The sequence below is a fragment of the Bacillus sp. GW823-FHT06A11 genome (genome assembly GCF_058795355.1).
This window is the reverse complement of sequence record NZ_JBXAHS010000001.1, coordinates 770,594-790,437: the sequence shown is the minus strand read 5'-3', so window position 1 is coordinate 790,437 and position 19,844 is coordinate 770,594. Positions and strand designations below refer to the sequence as shown.

The window sequence follows — 19,844 nt, the reverse complement described above, 5'->3', positions numbered from 1 at the left end:
ACAGCCTTTTAATTTTTTGTTGCAAATGAAGTGATGCTCTGTAGTAAAAAAGAAATGATTTTAGAATTCCATCTGTCCTCATGATGAATCGTATAAATGTTACGCTGAAATTCAAATTCAGGGATTGGTATATAGCATAGCTCATTTCGTTGTATTTCTTGCTCGATAGCAAGTTTAGAAATAAAGGCAATTCCATTACCATATTTTAAAATTTGTTTCATCGTTTCTAATGAGTCTAATTCAATTTCAGATTGGAATGTAATGTTGTGCGCCAATGTCCATTGTGTAAGTAAATCTCTCGTTGTAGATGGATTACGATGCAATAGTATGCGTTCCTTTTCGATATTTTGTAACGATACATTGTCTTTCTTTGAAAAATAATGTTCTTTGGAAAAGGCAAGAACAAGTGTATCGGGCATTATATTCGTTTGTTTTAAAAGTGGTTCATCAAATGGAGCAGCGGAAATTATCCCAAGATCGATTTCGTGATTTTGTAGCATCATTCGAATTTCAGGGGCTGTTTTCACTAGTAGCGTTATTTTTATATTGGGAAATTCACATTGAAATTGATGAACGACTTCTGGCAAAAGATAAGTCGCTGGTACATAACTAGCGCCGATTGTTATAGCACCTTTATGAAAATCTTTAAACTCTTGCGTGACACGTCTAGCTTCTTTCATAAGTGCATCTATTTTACAAGCATAATGGTGCAAAGCCTCACCAGCCTCTGTTAAGAAATACCTTCCAGAACGTAATTCGAATAGAGATACACCGAGTTCTTCTTCTAAGCTTTTTATATGAAATGTAATAGTTGGTTGTTTAACGCCAAGTTTTTCTGCAACGATTGTAAGCTTTTTGTATTTCTTAATAAGTACTATAATTTCTAATTTTAAGAGATTCATTATGAATTGCCGCCTTTTTTATTTTAACTATAGAAAAAATCTATAGAAATAAATAGTTTATTAGAAGTTTTTTAATTTAATCTTTACAGTACATTAACATTCAGTATAAATCTTCCATATAGAATGAAAGCAGGTTAAGAATGAGGGGAGAGAGGTGAAGCAATGGATATTACAATTAGTGGATTAGAAAAGACATTTGGAAAAATACAGGCGTTAAAGCCGTTGCAGATTGTAATGAAACAAGGGGAATTCACTACACTTTTAGGACCTTCGGGATGTGGGAAAACGACTTTACTTAGAATGATAGCAGGGCTTGAAGAACCGGATAAGGGAGAAATATATTTTGGAGACCAGTGCATGTATTCTGCTGCAAAAAAGATAAAGACATCTCCTCATGAACGGAATATCGGTATGGTATTTCAAGATTTTGCTTTATGGCCGCACATGACTGTTTTTGAAAATGTTGCATTTGGTTTAAGAGCTACAAAGCAAACGAATCAATTGCGAGAAAAAGTAGAAGATGCGATAAAGCGAGTTCGCCTGCAAGGTATGGAGAAAAGGTATCCACACGAACTTTCTGGTGGACAGCAACAACGTGTCGCATTCGCTAGAGCAATTGTAACAAAACCTCATTTTATTTTGTTTGATGAACCGCTAAGTGCACTCGATGCAATTTTGCGAGAAGAAATGAGAATAGAGCTTATGGATATCGTTCATTCCATTGATTTAACTGCACTGTATGTCACTCACGACCAAACAGAAGCAATGTCAATGTCAGACCAAATTATTGTCATGAAACAAGGAGAAGTATTACAAAAAGGAACACCGGAAGATATTTATGTGAAACCGTCTCATGAATTTGTCGCCAAATTTGTTGGTAAGGCGAATTGGCTTGTAGAGGGTAAAAAAATGGTTCGTCCAGAGCATGTGAGCTGGACGAAAAATGAAGTGTGCGAAATGTATACAGGTGAAATTAAGCACGTTACATATGTAGGAGAACGGTATGAAATAAAAGTAAACATGGGGGCACTCGGAATATGGACAGCTTATCACAATAGTAAATTAAGCATCGGTAAACCAGTATCGTTATATGTACCAAAAAAATGTATTCATCATATAGGGGGAGAATCGTATGAAGAAATTCAGTTTGCTTAAGTCTTTATTTGTATGTACTTTATTATTTTCGGCTGTAGTAACAGGGTGTAGTTCAAAGACAGGCAATGCAGATGCAAAAAGTAAAAATACGACTGAAAAGAAAATTGTTGTATATAGTGCAGGGCCAAAGGGGTTAGGAGAAAAAATTCAAAAAGACTTTGAAAAGAAAACTGGTATAAAGGTGGAAATGTTTCAAGGGACAACTGGTAAAATTTTAGCGAGAATGGAAGCTGAAAAGAAAAATCCAGTCGTTGATGTAGTCGTACTTGCATCATTACCAGCGATGGAAGGATTAAAGAAAGAGGGTCAAACGTTAGCTTATAAAGAGGCGAAACAAGCTGATAAGCTGCGTTCTGAATGGTCAGATGATAAAGGGCATTATTTCGGGTATAGTGCTTCAGCATTAGGGATTGTGTACAATACAAAAAATGTGAAGACAGCGCCTGAAGATTGGAGCGATATAACGAAAGGAGAATGGAAAGGGAAAGTGAATCTTCCAGATCCAGCACTTTCAGGTTCAGCTTTAGACTTTGTAACAGGATACGTGAAAAAGAATGGACAAGATGGATGGAATTTATTTGAGCAGCTTAAGAAAAATGAAGTTACAGTAGCAGGAGCAAATCAGGAAGCGTTAGATCCAGTTGTAACAGGTGCGAAAGATATGGTAATTGCGGGTGTTGATTATATGACGTATAGCGCAAAAGCAAAGGGGGAACCTGTTGATATTGTATATCCAAAAAGCGGAACAGTTATTAGCCCACGTGCAGCGGGGATTATGAAGGATAGTAAAAATGTTGAAGGTGCAAAAGAGTTTATTGATTATTTATTATCCGATGATGTACAAAAACAAGTTGCTAAAGCGTATTTATTGCCTGGTAGAACAGATATAAAAGCTGAAAATAGACCAAATGTAGAAGAGATTCCAGTATTAAATATTGATTGGAAAACAGTTGAGAAAGAGCAAGATGAAATAGGAAAACAATTTAAGAAAGTATTTCAATAAGATGGTGATTCCATGGTAAATCGATTCGTATCAGTAAGACAAGTTGGAATGACGGTAGCGTTATTGCTTGTGGCGATGTTAATCGTCATTCCCCTTTTTCTTATTTTATTTTCTAGTATATATGAAAATAGCAGTTGGAACTTTTTAAAGCCTTTTGAAGTGATGCAGAGTGGTGGATTAGCTGGGATTTTTCTGAATTCGCTGCTTCTAGGTGTACTCGTTGTAATAGGAGCTACAATATTTGCATTTCCATTGGCGTTTATTATGAGCAAAACAGATGTAGGAAAGTATAGTAAGTTAGATATTGTTTTTATGATTCCATTTATGACACCGCCGTATATTGGATCAATGGGCTGGATTTTGTTCATGCAACCTAACGGCTATTTTGAACAATTTTTTCCGATGCTAAAGACAGTTTCATCATCGTTTTTTAGTTTAGGAGGTATGGTCTTAATTATGAGTCTGCATTTATTCCCATTCCTTTATTTCATGCTGAAAAACACGTTACTTCAGATTGGGAGTAGTAAAGAAGAAGCTGCAGCAGTTCATGGCGGAAGTTTTTTCTATCGTTTAAGAAAAATAATATTGCCGTTATTAGTATCAAGTTATGTAATGGGTGCTTTACTCATTTTCGTAAAGACGATTGCTGAATTTGGAACACCGGCTACATTCGGACGTAGAATAGGATTCCACGTGTTAACATCAGAAATCCATAAATTTATTTCGAGTTGGCCAATTGATTTTAGTAGTGCAACAGCATTATCTTCTTTATTACTTAGTGCTTGTATGCTTATTTGGTATATGCAAAATGTATTGAATCGAAAGTATTCATATGCAATGGTTAGTGGAAAAGGTGTGAAATCTAAAAGATATACTTTGTCTATATTTACGCGCGTTGTAGCATGGATGTATGTAATTGGTTTATTAATAGTATCAATTGGAATTCCATACTTTTCTATACTTATTGCTTCTTTGTCAAAATTAAGAGGCGGCGGTTTACATGTAAATAACTTTACAACAAGCCATTATGAGGCATTGTTTACAATAGGATCTCCGGGATTAGAGGCTTTATGGAATAGTTTTCTTTTTTCACTCGTAACAGCGATTATCGCGGTAATGATTGGAGTCTTTTTGGCACTTATGATTCGAAAGGGGAAAAAAACCTCTGAAAAATGGCTTGATATGTGCGGTATGTTACCGAATATGGTACCAGGAATCGTTATGGTTGTAGGTCTTATTCTATTTTGGAATTCACCATATATGCCTATGTCAATTTACAATACACCAATCATGGTTATCGTAACGTATGTTGTTCTGTTTTTACCTTACACGGTGCAATATGTAAAATCATCACTCGGACAAATTGATGATTCTCTCATGCAGGCAGGAAGTGTTTTTTCTGGAAATTATATTTATATTTTTAGAAAAATAAGAATGCCTCTTATTATCCCAGGCATTCTTGCTGGATGGGCGATGACATTTACAATTTCGATAAGAGAGTTAGTAGCATCGCTTCTCGTATTACCTCCATCAGTAGAAACGTCAGCAACGTTTATTTTTGCTCAATTTGAACAGGGTGAAGTATCTATAGGCATGGCGATGGCCGTTGTTTCTGTTGGACTTACAACAATGTGCTTATTACTGCTGCAACATATGGAGCAAAAACGAAAAGGGGTAGCATGATGAGAGTAGAAGTATGGGGAGGAGCTGGAGAGTACGGTCGCTCCTGCTATTTTGTAAAAAATAAAGAGACGAAAATAGTATTTGATTGTGGTATTAATCGATCTTATGAGGATAGTTATCCAAAAATAGAGAGAGAAGCTGTTCCATTTCTAGATGCGGTATTTTTATCACATATTCATGAAGATCATACGATGGGTTTACCTTTATTAGCGAAGTATGGCTATAAGAAAAAAATTTGGACGACTCGTTATACGAAGGAGCAACTGCCGTTATATTATGAAAAATGGAGAAACTATAATGTGATGCAAGGGTGGGATTTACCTTATAGCGACCAACACATAAAAGATTTAAATTATGTATGTATTGATGAGATTAGCAATCCAAATGAATGGGTACAAATTACTCCTACATTGCGGTTTCAATGGGGATATAGTGGGCATGTATTGGGAGCTGTTTGGTTTTTAGTTGATATGTATAATACATACGTATTTTATTCAGGCGACTATTCAGCAGAGTCTAATATACTACGAGCTAATTTACCTGAGAAATTGGGCCACAATATAAAAGTCGCAATTGTGGATGCCGCTTATCACACAGATGATGTTTCGCAAAATGAACGTGTAAACGAACTATGTGCAGAAATTGAACGAGTTATGCAAAATAAAGGAATAGCATTATTACCGCTGCCACAACTTGGTAGGGCGCAAGATATAGTATTGTATTTATATGAACGATATAAAGAATTTCCTCTTATAGTAGATAAAGAAATCTTGGCTGGATTTGAAGAGATGTTCGCATATAAAGATTGGATAAAAAATAATAAAGAACTTAAATGGGTTATGAAGAGTCTAAAAAGAAACATAATAGTGATGGATAATGACATTAGTCTGCAAAATAGTTACGGAATAGTTGTAATGAGTGATGCGAATATGCAAACGAGACGAGCACAGTTATACTATGAACAGCTTCGGAATGAAAAGCGGAATGCCGTTATTTTTACTGGGCACATTGCGAAAGGGAGTTTTGCAGAAAGAGTTATGAAAGAACCTGTAAGGAGTACATGTAGGGTGAAGCGAGTTCCGTATAAAGTTCACCAAAGTATAAGAGACGTTAAAGAGATGTTAAATACATTATTACCAGAACATACGGTGCTAGTACACGCTTTGAAAGAGGATACAGATCGATTACAACAAAAGCTAAGTACAGCAGGATATGAAAATGTATATTCACTTGCAATGGAACGTATAGAAGTCAGTTAAAATGTAAAGGGGATAGGTATATGAAAAAAGTATTTGTATTCGTAAGCATTTTCTTTTGTTGTTTCCTTTATAACGTTAAGGAAGGGGTTACTGCTAGTCCAATGAAACCTAGTTTTGAAGTAAAGTTATTATTAAAGCCAGAACAAGTATTAGGTGATAACAAAGAGATGAAGCAAGAGGTGCTAGAAAATTTCCAGGCTGGTACAAAATATGAAAGAATACAAGTGCAATTTTTAGATACTGCGAATAAAAGTTTAAGTGATGAAGGTTGGTTTGCTAGAATTCGAAAGAAAGAATTTAGTAAAGATTTTGAACTAACATATAAAAAAAGATATCCTATTCAAAATGGTGTAATTCAAGATGCACTAGAAGTAGCTAAAAAAGAAGGATTCGATAGTAATACGGATAGTTATGAGGCGGAAATAGATTGGGGATTTGAGAAGAAAACATTAAGCATTTCAAATAAGAAAAGTTACAGTGCTAAAGGATATGGGATACTTGATTTACCAAATGAACAAGCTGCTCAAAACATGTTAATAGAAAAATTACCAGGGAAAATGAACAAATGGTTGTATACAAATTGGGGAGAAGAGATGTTAAAGAATTCCCGTATTTACGGTCCTGTATTAATGAAGCGATATACAGGAGAGTTTGAAAACATAAAAGCAAATATTGAAATTTGGCCATTAAGTAATACTGGGAAATTAGAAGATGACTTCGTAATAGAAGTGTCATTTAAAACAAATGAAGAAAGTATTGCGACAAAACAAAGGGAATTATTAATGGCGAGTTTAGAGAAAAAAGGCTGGTTGTTACCGAAAGATAGTTTGAAGACAGAGCTTATTTTTCAGTAAATAGTAAAAAGGAATCCATATGCCATGGATTCCTTTTTATATATGAGTATTAAGCTAAGTCAGCTGACACGCACATATCACTATTTTGAAGATTTTTAGAGCGTAAACTATAAGCAACTACCTTCTTTTTATATTGTTTTACAACATCAACATGCTCTTCATGACTGTAAATATAAAATGTGAAATCTTTTTTACCACGTTTTGCATGGATAATTAAAGGAGTGCCTTCATTATGGGGTGGTGCATAATAGCGATCTAAAAATAAACCTTCGTTAAAATCATGAATAATTTTTGATTTCTGTTCGCCTTCTACGTTATTTCCATGAATTGTAATAGTCACATTCTCTTCTTCAAGTTTTGGATGTGTTTCGTACTTGCTAATAATGGATTCAATAACAGTGTTAGGAAGGCTAGAAACGATAATTTTAAATGCTCCAAATACAACTAACATTACAATAAACCAAGTCGTCATAGTAATCATCCCCTTTATTCTATTTAATAATATAACTCATATGGTAATAGTACATATGGTGAAGTTTTGTATAATTTGTGAAAAATATGCCATTTTTACGAACGAAATATTAGAAAAATCAATTTTGTTACAAAAAGTTGAAATTGAAGTATTTTAAAAGAAAAAGGTTTATAATAAAAATATAACTAATAACCACATTACTAATTATAAGGAAGTGTAACTATGAGTACTGTAGCAATCGTATATGGTATTATTCTTTCCACAATTATTGTTTTGTTTTTCGTTGGGGTTTCACGTTATATTCATAAATGGAAAGAAGGCGTTGCGAAATTAAATCACATTGAAGAAGAACTTAGTGATTTAATGTTACATCATGGTAAATAAAAAGATAATTTTTTAACGAAACAATGTGAAGAATATCACAAAACATGCTCTCATCATGAAAGCATGTTTTTTTGTTGTTTAAGAAAAGAAGTGTTTTGTATAAATAATCTAATTATTACTTAAAAAGGGAAATTTATTTAGTATAATATATAATATGTTTATTTTAGGGGGAGTATCATGAGGGGATTAAAAGTTGTTGGAATTATAGCTGGAATTACTATAGTAGGCTGTATAGCTTTCTTTTCAGTGAAGGAATATGTCAATTCCAAAGAAGACTCTAATTATGTGCTAAATTACATAAAAGAACATAAGGATGATAAAACAACTTCTTTAATTGTTAAAAGAAATGGTGAAACATTGACATCAATAAATGAAAAAGAAAAACTACCGCTAGCAAGTATGTCGAAAATCGTTATAGCAATTGAATATGCTAAGCAAGTAGCTGAAGGGAAAATAAGAAAAGACGAGCAAATTTCATTGAAAGAATTAGAAAAATACTATGTGAAAAATACTGATGGTGGTGCACACCCTGCATGGCTAGATGATGTAAAAGTTAAAGAGTTAGTGAAGGGTGGTCAAACTTCTTTAGAAGAAGTAGTGAAAGGAATGATCCATTATAGTTCGAATGCGAATACATCATATTTATTGGACAAGCTTGGAGCAGCGCGGATAAATGAAAGTTTGAAAGAGTTAGGCTTAAATAGTCACGATGAATTTTATCCAACGTATACAGGGGCATTATATATGAGGGGCTATGTTGAAAAAGAACTGCATATTCCTCAAAATAAAGCATTGGACAAGCTACGTAATATGTCTAATGATGAATATGTTAAGCATGTATGGCAAATACATGAATGGATGAAAGACGAGAAAGAATGGACAAAACGCGAGATATCGTTAAAAGCCGATATGGACTTTCAGCGTATTTGGTCAGATCGGTTTATAGGTGCAAATGCGAAGGATTACATGAGTTTACTGGAAAAGATAAATAGCAGAAATTATTTTACACCACAAATGCAAGGTGAGATTGAGAATATATTTAAAGGAACCGTAGGAGAGGGTATGTTCGAATTTGCTGGACAGAAAGGTGGTTCTACGGCATTTGTATTAACAAATAGTTTCTATGGTACTGATAAAAAAGGGAATAAGATTGAGATTGTCTTTATGATGAACAATTTGAGTGAAAAAGCATTTGAAAAACTTCTAAGTAATATGGATTACTTTATTCGAGATATTGCCATAAGTGAGGAATTCAGAAATAAATTATAATGAAATAATTTTATTATGTAAACAAAAGAGCGCTTATGCAAAGTGCTCTTTTTTAATACAGGATTTTCCAATATTGTTATTGAATATAAATTGAAAATAAGAAAGGAGGTTGAAAAATGACAACAATCTATTTCGTTCGCCATGCCCATTCTACATATACAAAAGAAGAACGGGAGCGACCTTTATCTGAAAAAGGGTACTTAGATGCAGAGAATGTAACACGCTTATTAAAAGATAAACATATTGAGGTTGTGATTTCTAGCCCGGATAAAAGAGCAATCCAAACTGTACAAGGAATTGCGCATACATATAAATTATCAATACAAACAGAAGAAGATTTGCGTGAAAGATTATTGAGCACAGAGCCGGTATCAAATTTTAATGATGCTATGCAGAATGTGTGGGAAGATTGGAGTTTTGCATACGAAGGCGGAGAATCGAATGATGTCGCACAAAGGCGCGCTGTAATATGTATGCAAAATATATTAAAACAATATGAAGGTAAGAATATTGTAATAGGTACGCATGGAAATATTATGGTATTACTCATGAATTATTTTAATTCGAAATATGATTTTGAGTTTTGGAAAACACTTCATATGCCTGATGTGTATAAATTAAATTTTGATAAAAATCGTTTCATTTCTGCTGAAAGAATAGAGAAAACAGGTCATCAGTTAAATATTTTGTAAAAGTTTATCAAAAAAAGAGGAAAGAGAGAAGTTATTGTAGAAGTATGACTTTGTAACATAAAAAATATATGTTAAAGGAGGCTGTTTACATGTTTGAGAAAGAGAAAGAAGGGCTTATTGAAGTTCAAAATGTATATGAAATTGCACCAGAAGATGGAACAATTATTGGTATGGCAACGGAAGAAGAAATGGAAATTGCTGCTGAACTAGAGTTACAGTACTATGCCCATTCTCGTTTGTTAGAAGCAAATATTCAGTTAGACGGTTCCTCCTACAAAGAGTTACTTCAGGAGTTCCAGGAGTACGAAAGAAAATCAATGAGCTTTTGGCGAGCGATACATAAACGTTTAGCTGTGCCATGGGCGTGGGTACTACGTATTGATGTTGCGAATGGCCCTATATATGTAAGTAATGGAAGTTCATATTACGAAGAAATCGATGATGAAGAAGATTATGAATAGATAAGTAAGGAAGCAGCTTTAGTTGCTTCCTTTTTTTATTTGTAAGAAATGAATCGCCTCAATAATAATATCTGGTCGATCATTTTCTATACCGTGACTAGCATGTTCGGCAAGAATATATTGGTTGTTAGTTGAGAGGTGTAATTGTTCGTGAATTAGTTCTTGCCACATTGCTTCAAGTTGTGTTGCTTCCTCTTTTGGCATGCCGCCATTAGTCAATTGAGTAATAGAATATTGAGGATTTCTACCGATAACGATTAATGGTATTTCTAATGTTTTACATAGCTCTTTTAGTGAGAGAGCACAGTTTTTCCACTCCGATAGTTCAGAAGCTGTCGCTTTATATAATGAAGACGAGGTAGAGAATTCAATTTGCTGTTTTGATTGATCGGTGAGCATAGGTTTTAGTTCATTATAAAGTGTGTCTACATCCATTTTGGAATATATATTATATTTTTGAAACCAAACATCATCAGAATCAGTTTGATCAGAAATTGGTAAATGAAGTTCATCTAAACGGTGTAAGTTCATCGAAGTAGAATCAACTAAAATAAGTGCTTGCAGCTTATCTTCATGTAACATTGCAAAATGTTGTGCACATAATCCTCCATAGGAATGACCGATTAGAATAAATGGCTCTTGAATAGCTAGTTTGTTTAGTAACATATGTAGCTCTTTTGTAACTTGCCTTATTGTACGTGGCTGATTGCCTAAATCACTTTTCCCGTAACCTGGGCGATGGTATGAAACGACTGTAAAGTGCTCTGAAAGCTTTTCTATAATAGGAAACCAATCATAAAATGAGCAACTCATTCCGGTTTGAATGACTACAGTTTGTTTACCAATTCCTTTTATATGTACTTCTATATTTTGCCCCATTATTTCTACAAATTTATGAATGTTAATTCCTCCTAAGCTTGAAATAATTTTTGACAAGCAAAAACGATACACCACACACCTATACCGAGTAGGACAGATGTACTAAGTGTAAATGAATTTTTTAAACCAATATAGACGATAAATAATAGTAGTGCTGATGCGGGGAATCCATATAATACCCCTAAAGCAAATTGACTCAATTCTTGCTTATTCCCGCCTTCGAATGAAAGCCAAAAGAGACTAAGTAAACTCACGAGAGGAAGGGCAGCAATAAAGCCACCTATCGTACTGTAATGTTTAGCGACTTCAGTGATAATGCCGATAATAAGTGCCGAAACGATTACTTTAACGAGGAAATGCATATTTTGCCTCCTTCGCTAATAACGAAAATGCTTTTTCAATTAATTGTTGTTCTTCTTTTGATAACTGTGATTCTAATATTTTTATCTTTTCTTTATCTAGTAAAGTATGTTTTTCTAATCCTTCAATTCCTTCAATTGTTAAAGTAAGGTTTACCACTCTTTCATCTTTTTTATTTCTCTCTTTAACGATGAAACCCTTTTGAATAAGGCGCTTTATGTGTTCAGACGCTGTGTTATGAGAAAGACTAAGCTCAGTAGCGACTTTTCCAATTGTTATATCTTTCTCACGAGAAACGATTTGTAAAATACGAATTGCTTGGTGGGAAAGGTTGTCCTCGTATTCGTATCGTAAGTGATAATAAATGCTCTCCCAATGTTGATTAATGTTGTTCATAATAATAAATCCCCTTTTTTATATCGTATAGTAAGATATATTCGTTGTTTTAGAAATAAAATCCTTTTATTTGGATAAAAAATGTTGAAAAAGTTTATTTTTATTGAAATATAAGGTAATCTATGTGTAAAGGTATACATTTAGCAAGAGAGAGGATGATAGCTGTGAATACATTCAAATGGATTAGTCATGAACAGATGTATGTAGATGAAATACATGTTGAAAAATGTGGTCCTCTTTCAGTCGGCGTATATGGGGGAAATCAAGAGAGTGATGCATATGAACGAGGAGATGCGGTGCTTGCTTGGTGGGATCCTGAATTACAATTTGAATTTGTTATGATTTTTGATACACATCACAAAACAAAAAATATAGATTATATAATAGAAGCGATTTCGGAAAGAAAAGAAAAACTAAAAGATTTATTCTCATATCCAATACATTTAGCTTTTCATCATACACATATGTACTTATTAGCGTTATTTACAGATGAGTTATTTATTAAAAAGTGTGATCAAGATGATGAGGAACTCGCTTGCTTAATTTGTTTACGAAAAGGCGAATTTTTATATTGGTTATCAGTTGGTGATTGTTTTGCATATTTATTCCATTCTGAGAAAACGAAAAATGGAAAAGGACGATTAAATAAACGGAAAAATTACGAATATATTGGCAGGAAAAATATTTTTGCAGCAAATACACCTTGCTTTACGTCAGGTGTAAGAGGATTAGAAAAAGGAATGAATCACATTGTAATGGCAACGGACGGTATTTTAGAGTGTGATAAACGAAGGTTTGATGATGATCAATCTTTAGTAGAAATATTACATGACGGAAATAGCTTGCAGATTGAGCCAGTATTAACAAATGTACTGCAGTGGAAAGGTAGAGACTGTGCCACGATTATTGGATGGTCTATTGATACTGATAATAAACAATGTGCTAATTAATATAAAAGGAGTTCAAGGTTTTTATCCTTGAACTCCTTTTTGTTAAGCAATATGGATGTGATATGTTTTCAACCATTCATTTACTTGTAGCATATACTCCATGGCACTTCTTGCCTCAAAATTGTTAATCTCTTTATTACTTTGATCAGCAATTGAAAGTAAGATGGAATGGTTAATAAGTGAGAAAATAGGATTGTTTTTATTGTTACACATATCAAGTGTTAAATTACGGATTGTTTGTAAGTAGAGTGGATCTTGTGAAGTTGGATAAGCGCTTTTTCTTCTATTGCGTACATCGTCAGGTAAAGCTGGTTGTAGTGCTCTACGTAAAATGCCTTTTTCAATATTATCAATACTTTTTATGTTGAAAGGAACATTCCATAAATATTCAACTAATCTATAATCGCAAAACGGTACACGAACTTCAAATCCAACAGCCATACTCATGCGATCTTTACGGTCAAGTAAGAAAGGAAGGAATCTTGTTAAAAATAAATAAAACATTTGACGTTGTTTCGCGGATTTTTTACTTTCGCCTTCAAGAGTAGGTACTTCAAGTATCGCTTCTTGGAATCGTGTATCAATATAGTCTTCTAGATTACATTGGTTATTTACTTCATTTAGTAGAAGAGGAGATGTATTTTTCCAATTTGTTAGCCAAGGAAACTTATCTACATATAGTAGTTCTTCTTGATGAAACCAAGGATATCCACCGAATACTTCATCAGCCGATTCGCCGGATAAAGCTACGGTCGCATCTTTTTTCATTTCGCAAAATAGTAAATATAGTGAAGTTTCCATTTCACCAGCACTCGGTAAATCTTTTGCATGAAGGGGAACGAATAATTGATTTGCTAATTCTTCAGCATTCACAATAATATCATGATGCGCTGTCCCGACATGTTCAGAAACGCGTTTTACCCAAGGTGCATCTAAACCAGTGCGAGCAAATGTCAGTTCGAAATCTTTTGCGCTATTTACAAAGTCAACAGAATACGTATGAAGTGTTTTATTTTCAGCAGCAAATTCTTTACCCGCAAGTGCAGTAATACCGCTAGAGTCTAATCCGCCTGATAACATACAAACGAGAGGAACATCGGCAATTAATTGTCTTTTTACTGTATCTTGTAAAATAGATAAAATATGCGAAGATGTATCTTCTATAGAGTCTGTATGGAACTTACTTTCTAAATTCCAATACTTAGTAACTACTTTTTTATGACGTGTAAATGTTATAGAATGTCCAGCACGTACTTCTTGAATATGTTTAAAGACGCCACATCCTGGAGTGCGAAATAAGCCTAATCCAAATATTTCATTTATTCCATCCGCATCAATTTCAGCAGGGACAGATGGATGGGCTAATAATGCTTTAATTTCAGAGCCGAAAATAATACTGCCATTTCTTTCTGTAAAAAAGAGTGGTTTTACACCTAAATGATCTCGTGCTAAAAACAATTGTTGCTTCTGATCATCCCATAAGGCAAAAGCGAAAATTCCGTTTAAATGTCGTACGCAGTCTTCTTTCCACTCTAAATAAGCATGCAGTAATACTTCTGTATCTGAATGGGTTTCAAATGCATGCCCACATTTTTGAAGCTGCTCTTTAAGTTCCCGGAAATTATAAATTTCTCCATTATAAGTAAGAGCATACGTATAATCACCAGCACGGAATGTCTTCGGCTGTGTCCCGCCTTCTGGATCAATTACAATTAAACGCCGGTGTGCAAAGGCCGCATGAGGTGAAAACCAAAATCCTTCAGCATCTGGACCACGATGCTGAATACTATTTGCCATCTTTTTTAAAATAACATGTTGATTTGAAAGGTCTTCCTTCCAATCTACCCAACCTGTAATTCCACACATACACATCTCATCTCCTAAATTAAAATAGTAGATTAACGAAATAAAATGTACATCAAGTTAAAAAATGACTATATAAATAGTATACTACATGAATTAAATTACAGACTTGAGAAAATTTTCTTTGAACGCATAGTTATGTGAGACAATGGCTAAGGGAAAGTATTCCATTACATACAAAAAATAAAAAAGATGAGAGAAAAAATTTTCTCAGACGTTATATAGGGTGTAAAAGCTTTTACAAAACAATAAGGGGAATCGCTACATGAAATCAAATGAGAAAAATTTTATAAAAAGATTACAGCGGCAAAAAGAAGACGCGTTAGAATTTGTTGTCGATACATACTTACCACTCATAAAGGGGATCACGCATAAAGTTCTACTTCCAATTCAAAATGATGGACTCATAGAGGAATGTATAAACGATATATTTCTTTCCATTTGGAATAACGCAAATAAATTTCATGGAGAGCCGAGTGATTTTAAAAAGTGGATTGCAGCGATTGCAAAGTTTAAAGCAATTGATTATTACCGGAAATCGACTAAAACAGTAGAAATCATTTCAGATGAGTTTCATATCAGTACAGAAAAATCAGCAGAAGACGAATTAATCGTTATGGAAGATAGGGAAGAATTATTGAAGCTCATTAATCAATTAGAACCGCTAGATCAAAAGGTGTTCATTATGAAATATTTACTTGGTATGAAGACAGAGGAAATAGGTGACAAGTTAGGATTAACTCGGGCAGCAATTGATAATCGAGTGTACCGTGGGAAAAAGAAACTACAACAAAATGCTACGAATATTAGTTTTGGAGGTAGTGCAATATGAAAGACATTTATGAACTATTAAATGATATTGATATAGACGAAAAAGAACTAGAAGAAATTGAGGCTTCTGAAATTGAAAAGGAAAAAGTAAAACGAAATGTAAAACAATCGATACGTACGAAGAAAAAGATGAAAAGTTGGAAAAAAGGTGTGGTTGCTGCATCTATTTTAGTAGGATTATCAGTTGCAACACTCGGTATCGGATTTCCTACATATGCGGGGGGATTGCCAATTGTAGGTGACATATTCCGATTTTTAGATAATGGTAGAACAGGGTTATATGAAAATTATAAAGAATTTTCGACTGAGTTGAATATGACGAGAGAGAGTAATGGAGTTAAGGTTACAATTAATGATGTAATTTCTGATGGCAGAACATTATCTATAACGTATTCACTGGAAAGTGAGCAGGACTTAGGGGAGGATCCTATCATATTAGGTGGATTGGATATAATGGACGCTCATGGTAGTTCAGGCAGTGGTAAAATGACTAAAGTTAATGAAAAAAAGTATGTAGGTATGGTAACAACGACGCATCATGATAGCAATAAAAAGGACAAAGTAAACTTTAGATGGAATATAGAGAGAATAGAGATGCCAGATAGGAAAAAATCAATACAAGGTAATTGGAATTTCGCCTTAACTGTAAAATCAGTGGATAGTAAAGAGAGAACAATTGGTGGGAGTTCGGAAAAAGAAGATATAAAAGCAAATATGGAAAAGGTCGCAATATCGCCAGTTTCATTTATTCTTTATTACAATCAAGAGGTTTCTAAGGGCGCGAGGAAAGAATGGGATAGTGTAGATGTTGAATTGACGGTTAAGGATGATTTAGGGAATAATTATTCGGGTGAAGGAAATGGGGGAAGTGGCAACGATCCTTACAATATCCATTGGAGTGCCACCTTCCAAAAACTAAACGAAAATGCAACAAAGCTTATCGTTACACCTCGCGTGCACTTGCGAGTACATACACCTGAAAATCATGGTGGGGTAGAGTATGTGAATGGGAAAGAGAAGAAAATAGAAGTGCCGAAAAAAGAAGCGAAGAGTAAAGATATTGTGTTAGATGATATTGTCATTGATTTAAAGAAATAAAAGAGAGACTGCCTAAAACCATTTAGGCAGTCTTTTTTTCGTTAAGAACTAGTAACGAGCAATGCATGCGGATGCTGCGTTTTATATTCATCTTTCCACGGAATATTTAGTTGTTCCCACGATTCGCCGCTATCATTGGATTGAAAGACGCCATTGTTATTTAACGTGTAAAACGTATGTGGTTCAGCCTTGTTTGTCGCAAACATCGAAATGACTGTACCGATTGCAGATGGTAGTCCTTGTTGTACTTGCTGGAACGGAGTATCTTTCGTTTTTCGATAAATATAAGATTCATAAGGGATACGGTGATGAGCCAGATCAGCACTCGGTGCAGCTGAAACGAGAATCGTATTGCAATCAGCTGGATCAATTGCCATGCTGTATAAATAATGATGTTCAAGTCCTTCACTACATGAGATCCAGCTGTTTCCATTGTTATAACTTTCAAGATAAGCACGATCAGGTCCGCCCATAAATCCGTCACCACATGATGCATAAAGACGATTTGGTGCTTCAGGGTGCATAAGTAATTGATGAGCATCGATAGGAGCACCGAATTTTTTATCAATCCATGTATGCCCTTTATCATTACTTTGAATAACAGCACCAGCTTCGATTGAAACGTGTATTGTATTAGGGTTGTTTGGATCAACTGTAATCCAGCGTACGTGATGGGTAAAAGGTCTAGGCGGGAAAGCCCACGTATAAGAAGATAATAATGATTTCATATTTTTAAGTTCAGTCCACGTTTCACCACCATTTTCAGAGCGAAATAAAGCGCTCGGTTCTGTGCCGACATAAACGACCCCATATCCGTTCACTTGTTCATTTGAGCTTATTGTTATGGAAGTGATAGAGGAGTGTAAAATACCATCTTCTTTAGGGAAATCAAAGTAACGATAAGAATCTCCAATTGGTCTCCATGAATCCCCGCTATCGTCACTTAACCATAGACCTCGTCCAAATGTTCCGCAATATACACGGTTTGGGTGGAACGGATCAACAGCGATACAGGTAGGTTGCATATTTTGTAAGTGGTAAGTCGTTTCATAGTTATCATATTGTTCTTTCACTACAACAAGTTCACGTTCCATACAGAGAAATAAACGTTTCATTTAAGTAACCTCCTTAAAATTCTTTCATTAGTAAACAATATGAAAATAAAAAAGAAGTAGTCTTGTTTTATTTGAGAAAAAGGGATTGTCTAAAAAATAGCGAAGTGTGTATACAGAGGAAGCGGGCGTTTACAATCAGTCGATTCGGGATAAAGATGGGGAGTTTGTTTCATACTAACATACAGATATTGTACTTAAAGGAGTATAAGTATGGGACATTCGCATGATCATGGTCATTCAAAAAATAAAAAGGCGTTACTAATTGCCTTCCTACTAACAACAAGTTTTATGATTGCAGAAGTTATTGGTGGATTTGTAACAAATAGCTTAGCACTACTATCTGACGCGGGGCATATGCTAAGTGATGCAGTATCTTTAGCTTTAAGTTTACTTGCGTTTAAGCTCGGAGAAAAAACAGCAACAACTGTGAAAACATATGGATATAAGCGAGTCGAAATGTTAGCAGCATTATGTAACGGTGTCGTTCTTATTGTCATTTCGGTATACATTTTTATTGAAGCAATCCGTCGTTTTAAAGAACCAGTTGAGATTGCTAGTAATGGGATGCTCATTATTGCAGTCCTTGGTCTGCTTATTAATATTTTATCAGCTTGGATATTAATGAGAGGCGGAGATGTGAAAGGTAATTTGAATTTAAGAAGTGCTTTCTTACACGTACTAGGCGATCTATTGGGTTCCGTCGGAGCGATTATTGCTGCGTTACTTATTAAATTTTTCGGATGGACTGCTGCAGATGCGATTGCTAGTATTCTTGTGTCTATTTTAGTCATTATTAGTGGATGGCGTGTAACACGTGATACGGTTCATATATTAATGGAAGGTGCACCACAGCACATAAATGTTGAAGAGGTAAAAAGTACGTTATTAAATATTCCGATTGTCAAAGAAGTTCATGATTTGCACATATGGTCTGTCACATCAGATTTTCAAGTATTAACATGTCATCTTATTATTAAAGGGAATGAAACGCAAAGTGTATTAAAAGAGGCTACGTATGTATTAAAGGAGAAATTTCATGTAGAACATGTCACCATTCAAGTAGAAATAGATGGTGAATTTAATCATGATGAGACAACTTGCAAAGTATGAAAGAAAAAGGATAAGAAAAAGTGTCATAACATTTTTCGCACGGCATACATATATATAATGTGGCCACAAATACTTTGCAAGGTAAATATTTCATGAAATTACTTTACTTATAAAGAGTCATCTTTTATAATCAAAAGTGGTAATTGATAAAGATTATCATTTTCAATGATCGTAGAAAGGAGTTTTTTAAAAGATGAGTAGTCAACTCCGTTTTGCTGTTGAAAATCGTAAGAGGCATTTAATTGATGAGTTAATTGGAGCAGGTGTGTTTAAGATTCGCGACCGACAATTATACGAGCTGTCTTTAGAGGAATTGGAAAAAGAGTACGAAGATATGGAAGATTATGCAAATATTCAGGCGTAGCTATATAGATTAGTAAAAGGAGAGCTGGTTACGATTTTGTGTAACCAGCTCTCTTTTTATTTCGTAGAAATTATTTTTTGTATTTCTTTCATGGGACGGAGCCAGTTTTGAGTCATTATTTGTTCCATTTGTTTTTCGTCCTGCTTCTGCAATGCTTGAATGATAGAGTGATGTTCTTCAATAGATTGACTTGCTGGAACAAAGTTTTGGAAAAACAAATATTCAAGACGTAAAACGTGAAGTTGCATATTTTCTAGAAAGGGTTCAATATATTGATTTTTAGCAATAGAAGAAATTATATTGTGGAATTGTATATCTAATTCTAAAGCTTGTTTTGCGTTTTTTTTCTCTATAGAGTGCTGAAAATGATCATTTATTTCAGAAAGTAGTTGAATATCAGCGTCTGTAATGTTTTGAAGAGCTTGCTTTCCTATAATAGAGTGAAGACCAGCCATCGTTTCATAAATGATAGATACGTCGTCTAACTTAATAGGAGCAATTTTTGTTTTTTGCCCTGGTACCATTTCCACTAATCCAGAAAGCTCTAATATTTGAAGTGCTTCCCTTACAGGTGTTCTGCTTACTCCTAGTGCCTCAGCCAATTCCCCATCATTAATTTTTTCATTGGGTTTCAGTACACCTTCAATAATCCAATTCTGTAGTTGATTTAAAACGAGTGATTTTGCTGAAATTCTTCCTGGTTTTTTATAATTTTGAGGGACAGGCATAGTGAATTCAATCCTT

General features: G+C 34.4%; 23 protein-coding genes. 15 read left to right on the top strand and 8 right to left on the bottom strand.

Going from position 1 to position 19,844, the window contains the following annotated elements; translation table 11 throughout:
- Positions 1-8: 8 nt before the first annotated feature.
- A complete protein-coding gene (locus AC1Q8L_RS03790; protein WP_001050585.1) occupies positions 9-902 on the bottom strand; it encodes a LysR family transcriptional regulator in 894 nt (297 codons plus the stop codon).
- A 162-nt stretch (positions 903-1,064) separates the two neighbouring features.
- Here AC1Q8L_RS03790 and AC1Q8L_RS03785 point away from each other — a divergent pair, with 162 nt between their 5' ends.
- Genes AC1Q8L_RS03785 through AC1Q8L_RS03765 form a run of 5 tightly spaced genes read left to right on the top strand, consistent with a single transcriptional unit; the run spans position 1,065 to position 6,856 of the window.
- A complete protein-coding gene (locus AC1Q8L_RS03785) occupies positions 1,065-2,057 on the top strand; it encodes an ABC transporter ATP-binding protein (protein ID WP_000355536.1) in 993 nt (330 codons plus the stop codon).
- Positions 2,035-3,060, top strand: coding sequence for an ABC transporter substrate-binding protein (locus AC1Q8L_RS03780; protein WP_025118028.1), 1,026 nt, complete (start codon positions 2,035-2,037; stop codon positions 3,058-3,060). The genes AC1Q8L_RS03785 and AC1Q8L_RS03780 overlap by 23 nt, the downstream gene beginning before the upstream one ends.
- Positions 3,061-3,072: 12 nt before the next feature.
- Complete coding sequence (locus tag AC1Q8L_RS03775; RefSeq protein WP_492339405.1) at positions 3,073-4,743, top strand: ABC transporter permease; 1,671 nt, start codon at positions 3,073-3,075, stop codon at positions 4,741-4,743.
- On the top strand, positions 4,740-6,002 hold the full coding sequence (locus tag AC1Q8L_RS03770; protein WP_033657460.1) for an MBL fold metallo-hydrolase: 1,263 nt from the start codon (positions 4,740-4,742) through the stop codon (positions 6,000-6,002). Before AC1Q8L_RS03775 ends, AC1Q8L_RS03770 begins: the two co-directional genes overlap by 4 nt.
- A gap of 20 nt (positions 6,003-6,022) precedes the next feature.
- Positions 6,023-6,856 carry a hypothetical protein gene (locus AC1Q8L_RS03765; RefSeq protein ID WP_000755329.1) on the top strand — a complete coding sequence of 278 codons (834 nt, stop codon included), beginning with the start codon at positions 6,023-6,025 and terminating at the stop codon, positions 6,854-6,856.
- Between the two features lie 49 nt (positions 6,857-6,905).
- Here the strand turns inward: AC1Q8L_RS03765 and AC1Q8L_RS03760 are convergent, their stop codons facing one another.
- A complete protein-coding gene (locus AC1Q8L_RS03760) occupies positions 6,906-7,328 on the bottom strand; it encodes a YfmQ family protein (RefSeq protein ID WP_000214585.1) in 423 nt (140 codons plus the stop codon).
- 40 nt (positions 7,329-7,368) lie between these two features.
- On the opposite strand from AC1Q8L_RS03760, the gene AC1Q8L_RS03755 reads away from it, so the two are divergent.
- The 5 genes from AC1Q8L_RS03755 (at position 7,369) to AC1Q8L_RS03735 (ending at position 10,134) form a co-directional block, all read left to right on the top strand.
- Positions 7,369-7,485, top strand: coding sequence for a hypothetical protein (locus tag AC1Q8L_RS03755; RefSeq protein WP_002011946.1), 117 nt, complete (start codon positions 7,369-7,371; stop codon positions 7,483-7,485).
- 65 nt (positions 7,486-7,550) lie between these two features.
- Entirely contained in the window at positions 7,551-7,712 is a 162-nt protein-coding gene (locus AC1Q8L_RS03750; protein ID WP_000108701.1) for a hypothetical protein, read from the top strand.
- Positions 7,713-7,889: 177 nt separating this feature from the next.
- A complete protein-coding gene (locus AC1Q8L_RS03745; RefSeq protein ID WP_001214676.1) occupies positions 7,890-8,981 on the top strand; it encodes a serine hydrolase in 1,092 nt (363 codons plus the stop codon).
- A 116-nt stretch (positions 8,982-9,097) separates the two neighbouring features.
- Positions 9,098-9,673, top strand: coding sequence for a histidine phosphatase family protein (locus AC1Q8L_RS03740; RefSeq protein WP_000208298.1), 576 nt, complete (start codon positions 9,098-9,100; stop codon positions 9,671-9,673).
- Between the two features lie 89 nt (positions 9,674-9,762).
- Positions 9,763-10,134: a hypothetical protein gene (locus AC1Q8L_RS03735; RefSeq protein ID WP_000461779.1), complete on the top strand. Its 372-nt coding sequence runs from the start codon at positions 9,763-9,765 to the stop codon at positions 10,132-10,134.
- Between the two features lie 18 nt (positions 10,135-10,152).
- On the opposite strand, the gene AC1Q8L_RS03730 is transcribed toward AC1Q8L_RS03735, so the two are convergent.
- From AC1Q8L_RS03730 to AC1Q8L_RS03720, 3 genes are read right to left on the bottom strand one after another with little or no spacing between them, the layout of a single operon-like run.
- Positions 10,153-11,085 (bottom strand): alpha/beta fold hydrolase, encoded by a 933-nt coding sequence (locus AC1Q8L_RS03730; RefSeq protein WP_492339404.1) that lies wholly within the window; start codon positions 11,083-11,085, stop codon positions 10,153-10,155.
- Complete coding sequence (locus AC1Q8L_RS03725; protein WP_000545619.1) at positions 11,046-11,375, bottom strand: DUF3147 family protein; 330 nt, start codon at positions 11,373-11,375, stop codon at positions 11,046-11,048. The genes AC1Q8L_RS03730 and AC1Q8L_RS03725 overlap by 40 nt, the downstream gene beginning before the upstream one ends.
- Entirely contained in the window at positions 11,359-11,769 is a 411-nt protein-coding gene (locus AC1Q8L_RS03720) for a MarR family winged helix-turn-helix transcriptional regulator (protein ID WP_001059782.1), read from the bottom strand. Before AC1Q8L_RS03720 ends, AC1Q8L_RS03725 begins: the two co-directional genes overlap by 17 nt.
- Before the next feature lie 122 nt (positions 11,770-11,891).
- Here AC1Q8L_RS03720 and AC1Q8L_RS03715 point away from each other — a divergent pair, with 122 nt between their 5' ends.
- Positions 11,892-12,719, top strand: coding sequence for a PP2C family serine/threonine-protein phosphatase (locus AC1Q8L_RS03715; protein ID WP_002093930.1), 828 nt, complete (start codon positions 11,892-11,894; stop codon positions 12,717-12,719).
- A 42-nt stretch (positions 12,720-12,761) separates the two neighbouring features.
- Here the strand turns inward: AC1Q8L_RS03715 and asnB are convergent, their stop codons facing one another.
- Positions 12,762-14,585: an asparagine synthase (glutamine-hydrolyzing) gene (gene asnB / locus AC1Q8L_RS03710; protein ID WP_000333938.1), complete on the bottom strand. Its 1,824-nt coding sequence runs from the start codon at positions 14,583-14,585 to the stop codon at positions 12,762-12,764.
- Positions 14,586-14,847: 262 nt separating this feature from the next.
- Here asnB and AC1Q8L_RS03705 point away from each other — a divergent pair, with 262 nt between their 5' ends.
- Together AC1Q8L_RS03705 and AC1Q8L_RS03700 are read left to right on the top strand one after the other, a co-directional pair.
- Positions 14,848-15,414, top strand: coding sequence for a sigma-70 family RNA polymerase sigma factor (locus tag AC1Q8L_RS03705; RefSeq protein WP_000840007.1), 567 nt, complete (start codon positions 14,848-14,850; stop codon positions 15,412-15,414).
- Positions 15,411-16,511, top strand: a complete 1,101-nt coding sequence (locus tag AC1Q8L_RS03700; protein ID WP_000653150.1) for a DUF4179 domain-containing protein — start codon at positions 15,411-15,413, stop codon at positions 16,509-16,511. The genes AC1Q8L_RS03705 and AC1Q8L_RS03700 overlap by 4 nt, the downstream gene beginning before the upstream one ends.
- 41 nt (positions 16,512-16,552) lie before the next feature.
- Here the strand turns inward: AC1Q8L_RS03700 and AC1Q8L_RS03695 are convergent, their stop codons facing one another.
- Positions 16,553-17,626: a WD40/YVTN/BNR-like repeat-containing protein gene (locus AC1Q8L_RS03695; RefSeq protein WP_000825318.1), complete on the bottom strand. Its 1,074-nt coding sequence runs from the start codon at positions 17,624-17,626 to the stop codon at positions 16,553-16,555.
- Between the two features lie 210 nt (positions 17,627-17,836).
- On the opposite strand from AC1Q8L_RS03695, the gene AC1Q8L_RS03690 reads away from it, so the two are divergent.
- Together AC1Q8L_RS03690 and fbpA are read left to right on the top strand one after the other, a co-directional pair.
- Entirely contained in the window at positions 17,837-18,736 is a 900-nt protein-coding gene (locus AC1Q8L_RS03690; protein WP_000510024.1) for a cation diffusion facilitator family transporter, read from the top strand.
- A gap of 193 nt (positions 18,737-18,929) precedes the next feature.
- On the top strand, positions 18,930-19,100 hold the full coding sequence (fbpA, locus tag AC1Q8L_RS03685) for a Fur-regulated basic protein FbpA (RefSeq protein WP_000098302.1): 171 nt from the start codon (positions 18,930-18,932) through the stop codon (positions 19,098-19,100).
- 56 nt (positions 19,101-19,156) lie between these two features.
- On the opposite strand, the gene AC1Q8L_RS03680 is transcribed toward fbpA, so the two are convergent.
- Entirely contained in the window at positions 19,157-19,828 is a 672-nt protein-coding gene (locus AC1Q8L_RS03680) for a GntR family transcriptional regulator (protein ID WP_002093932.1), read from the bottom strand.
- Between the last annotated feature and the right edge of the window lie 16 nt (positions 19,829-19,844).

Coding starts and splice junctions, on each gene's coding strand:
- AC1Q8L_RS03750 (WP_000108701.1), top strand. CDS start 7,551: ATGAGTACTGTAGCAATCGTATATGGTATTATTCTTTCCACAATTATT.
- AC1Q8L_RS03775 (WP_492339405.1), top strand. CDS start 3,073: ATGGTAAATCGATTCGTATCAGTAAGACAAGTTGGAATGACGGTAGCG.
- AC1Q8L_RS03770 (WP_033657460.1), top strand. CDS start 4,740: ATGATGAGAGTAGAAGTATGGGGAGGAGCTGGAGAGTACGGTCGCTCC.
- fbpA (WP_000098302.1), top strand. CDS start 18,930: ATGAGTAGTCAACTCCGTTTTGCTGTTGAAAATCGTAAGAGGCATTTA.
- AC1Q8L_RS03680 (WP_002093932.1), bottom strand. CDS start 19,828: ATGCCTGTCCCTCAAAATTATAAAAAACCAGGAAGAATTTCAGCAAAA.
- AC1Q8L_RS03740 (WP_000208298.1), top strand. CDS start 9,098: ATGACAACAATCTATTTCGTTCGCCATGCCCATTCTACATATACAAAA.
- AC1Q8L_RS03690 (WP_000510024.1), top strand. CDS start 17,837: ATGGGACATTCGCATGATCATGGTCATTCAAAAAATAAAAAGGCGTTA.
- AC1Q8L_RS03725 (WP_000545619.1), bottom strand. CDS start 11,375: ATGCATTTCCTCGTTAAAGTAATCGTTTCGGCACTTATTATCGGCATT.
- AC1Q8L_RS03745 (WP_001214676.1), top strand. CDS start 7,890: ATGAGGGGATTAAAAGTTGTTGGAATTATAGCTGGAATTACTATAGTA.
- AC1Q8L_RS03735 (WP_000461779.1), top strand. CDS start 9,763: ATGTTTGAGAAAGAGAAAGAAGGGCTTATTGAAGTTCAAAATGTATAT.
- AC1Q8L_RS03780 (WP_025118028.1), top strand. CDS start 2,035: ATGAAGAAATTCAGTTTGCTTAAGTCTTTATTTGTATGTACTTTATTA.
- asnB (WP_000333938.1), bottom strand. CDS start 14,585: ATGTGTGGAATTACAGGTTGGGTAGATTGGAAGGAAGACCTTTCAAAT.
- AC1Q8L_RS03705 (WP_000840007.1), top strand. CDS start 14,848: ATGAAATCAAATGAGAAAAATTTTATAAAAAGATTACAGCGGCAAAAA.
- AC1Q8L_RS03755 (WP_002011946.1), top strand. CDS start 7,369: ATGGTAATAGTACATATGGTGAAGTTTTGTATAATTTGTGAAAAATAT.
- AC1Q8L_RS03760 (WP_000214585.1), bottom strand. CDS start 7,328: ATGACGACTTGGTTTATTGTAATGTTAGTTGTATTTGGAGCATTTAAA.
- AC1Q8L_RS03695 (WP_000825318.1), bottom strand. CDS start 17,626: ATGAAACGTTTATTTCTCTGTATGGAACGTGAACTTGTTGTAGTGAAA.
- AC1Q8L_RS03700 (WP_000653150.1), top strand. CDS start 15,411: ATGAAAGACATTTATGAACTATTAAATGATATTGATATAGACGAAAAA.
- AC1Q8L_RS03720 (WP_001059782.1), bottom strand. CDS start 11,769: ATGAACAACATTAATCAACATTGGGAGAGCATTTATTATCACTTACGA.
- AC1Q8L_RS03715 (WP_002093930.1), top strand. CDS start 11,892: ATGTGTAAAGGTATACATTTAGCAAGAGAGAGGATGATAGCTGTGAAT.
- AC1Q8L_RS03790 (WP_001050585.1), bottom strand. CDS start 902: ATGAATCTCTTAAAATTAGAAATTATAGTACTTATTAAGAAATACAAA.
- AC1Q8L_RS03785 (WP_000355536.1), top strand. CDS start 1,065: ATGGATATTACAATTAGTGGATTAGAAAAGACATTTGGAAAAATACAG.
- AC1Q8L_RS03765 (WP_000755329.1), top strand. CDS start 6,023: ATGAAAAAAGTATTTGTATTCGTAAGCATTTTCTTTTGTTGTTTCCTT.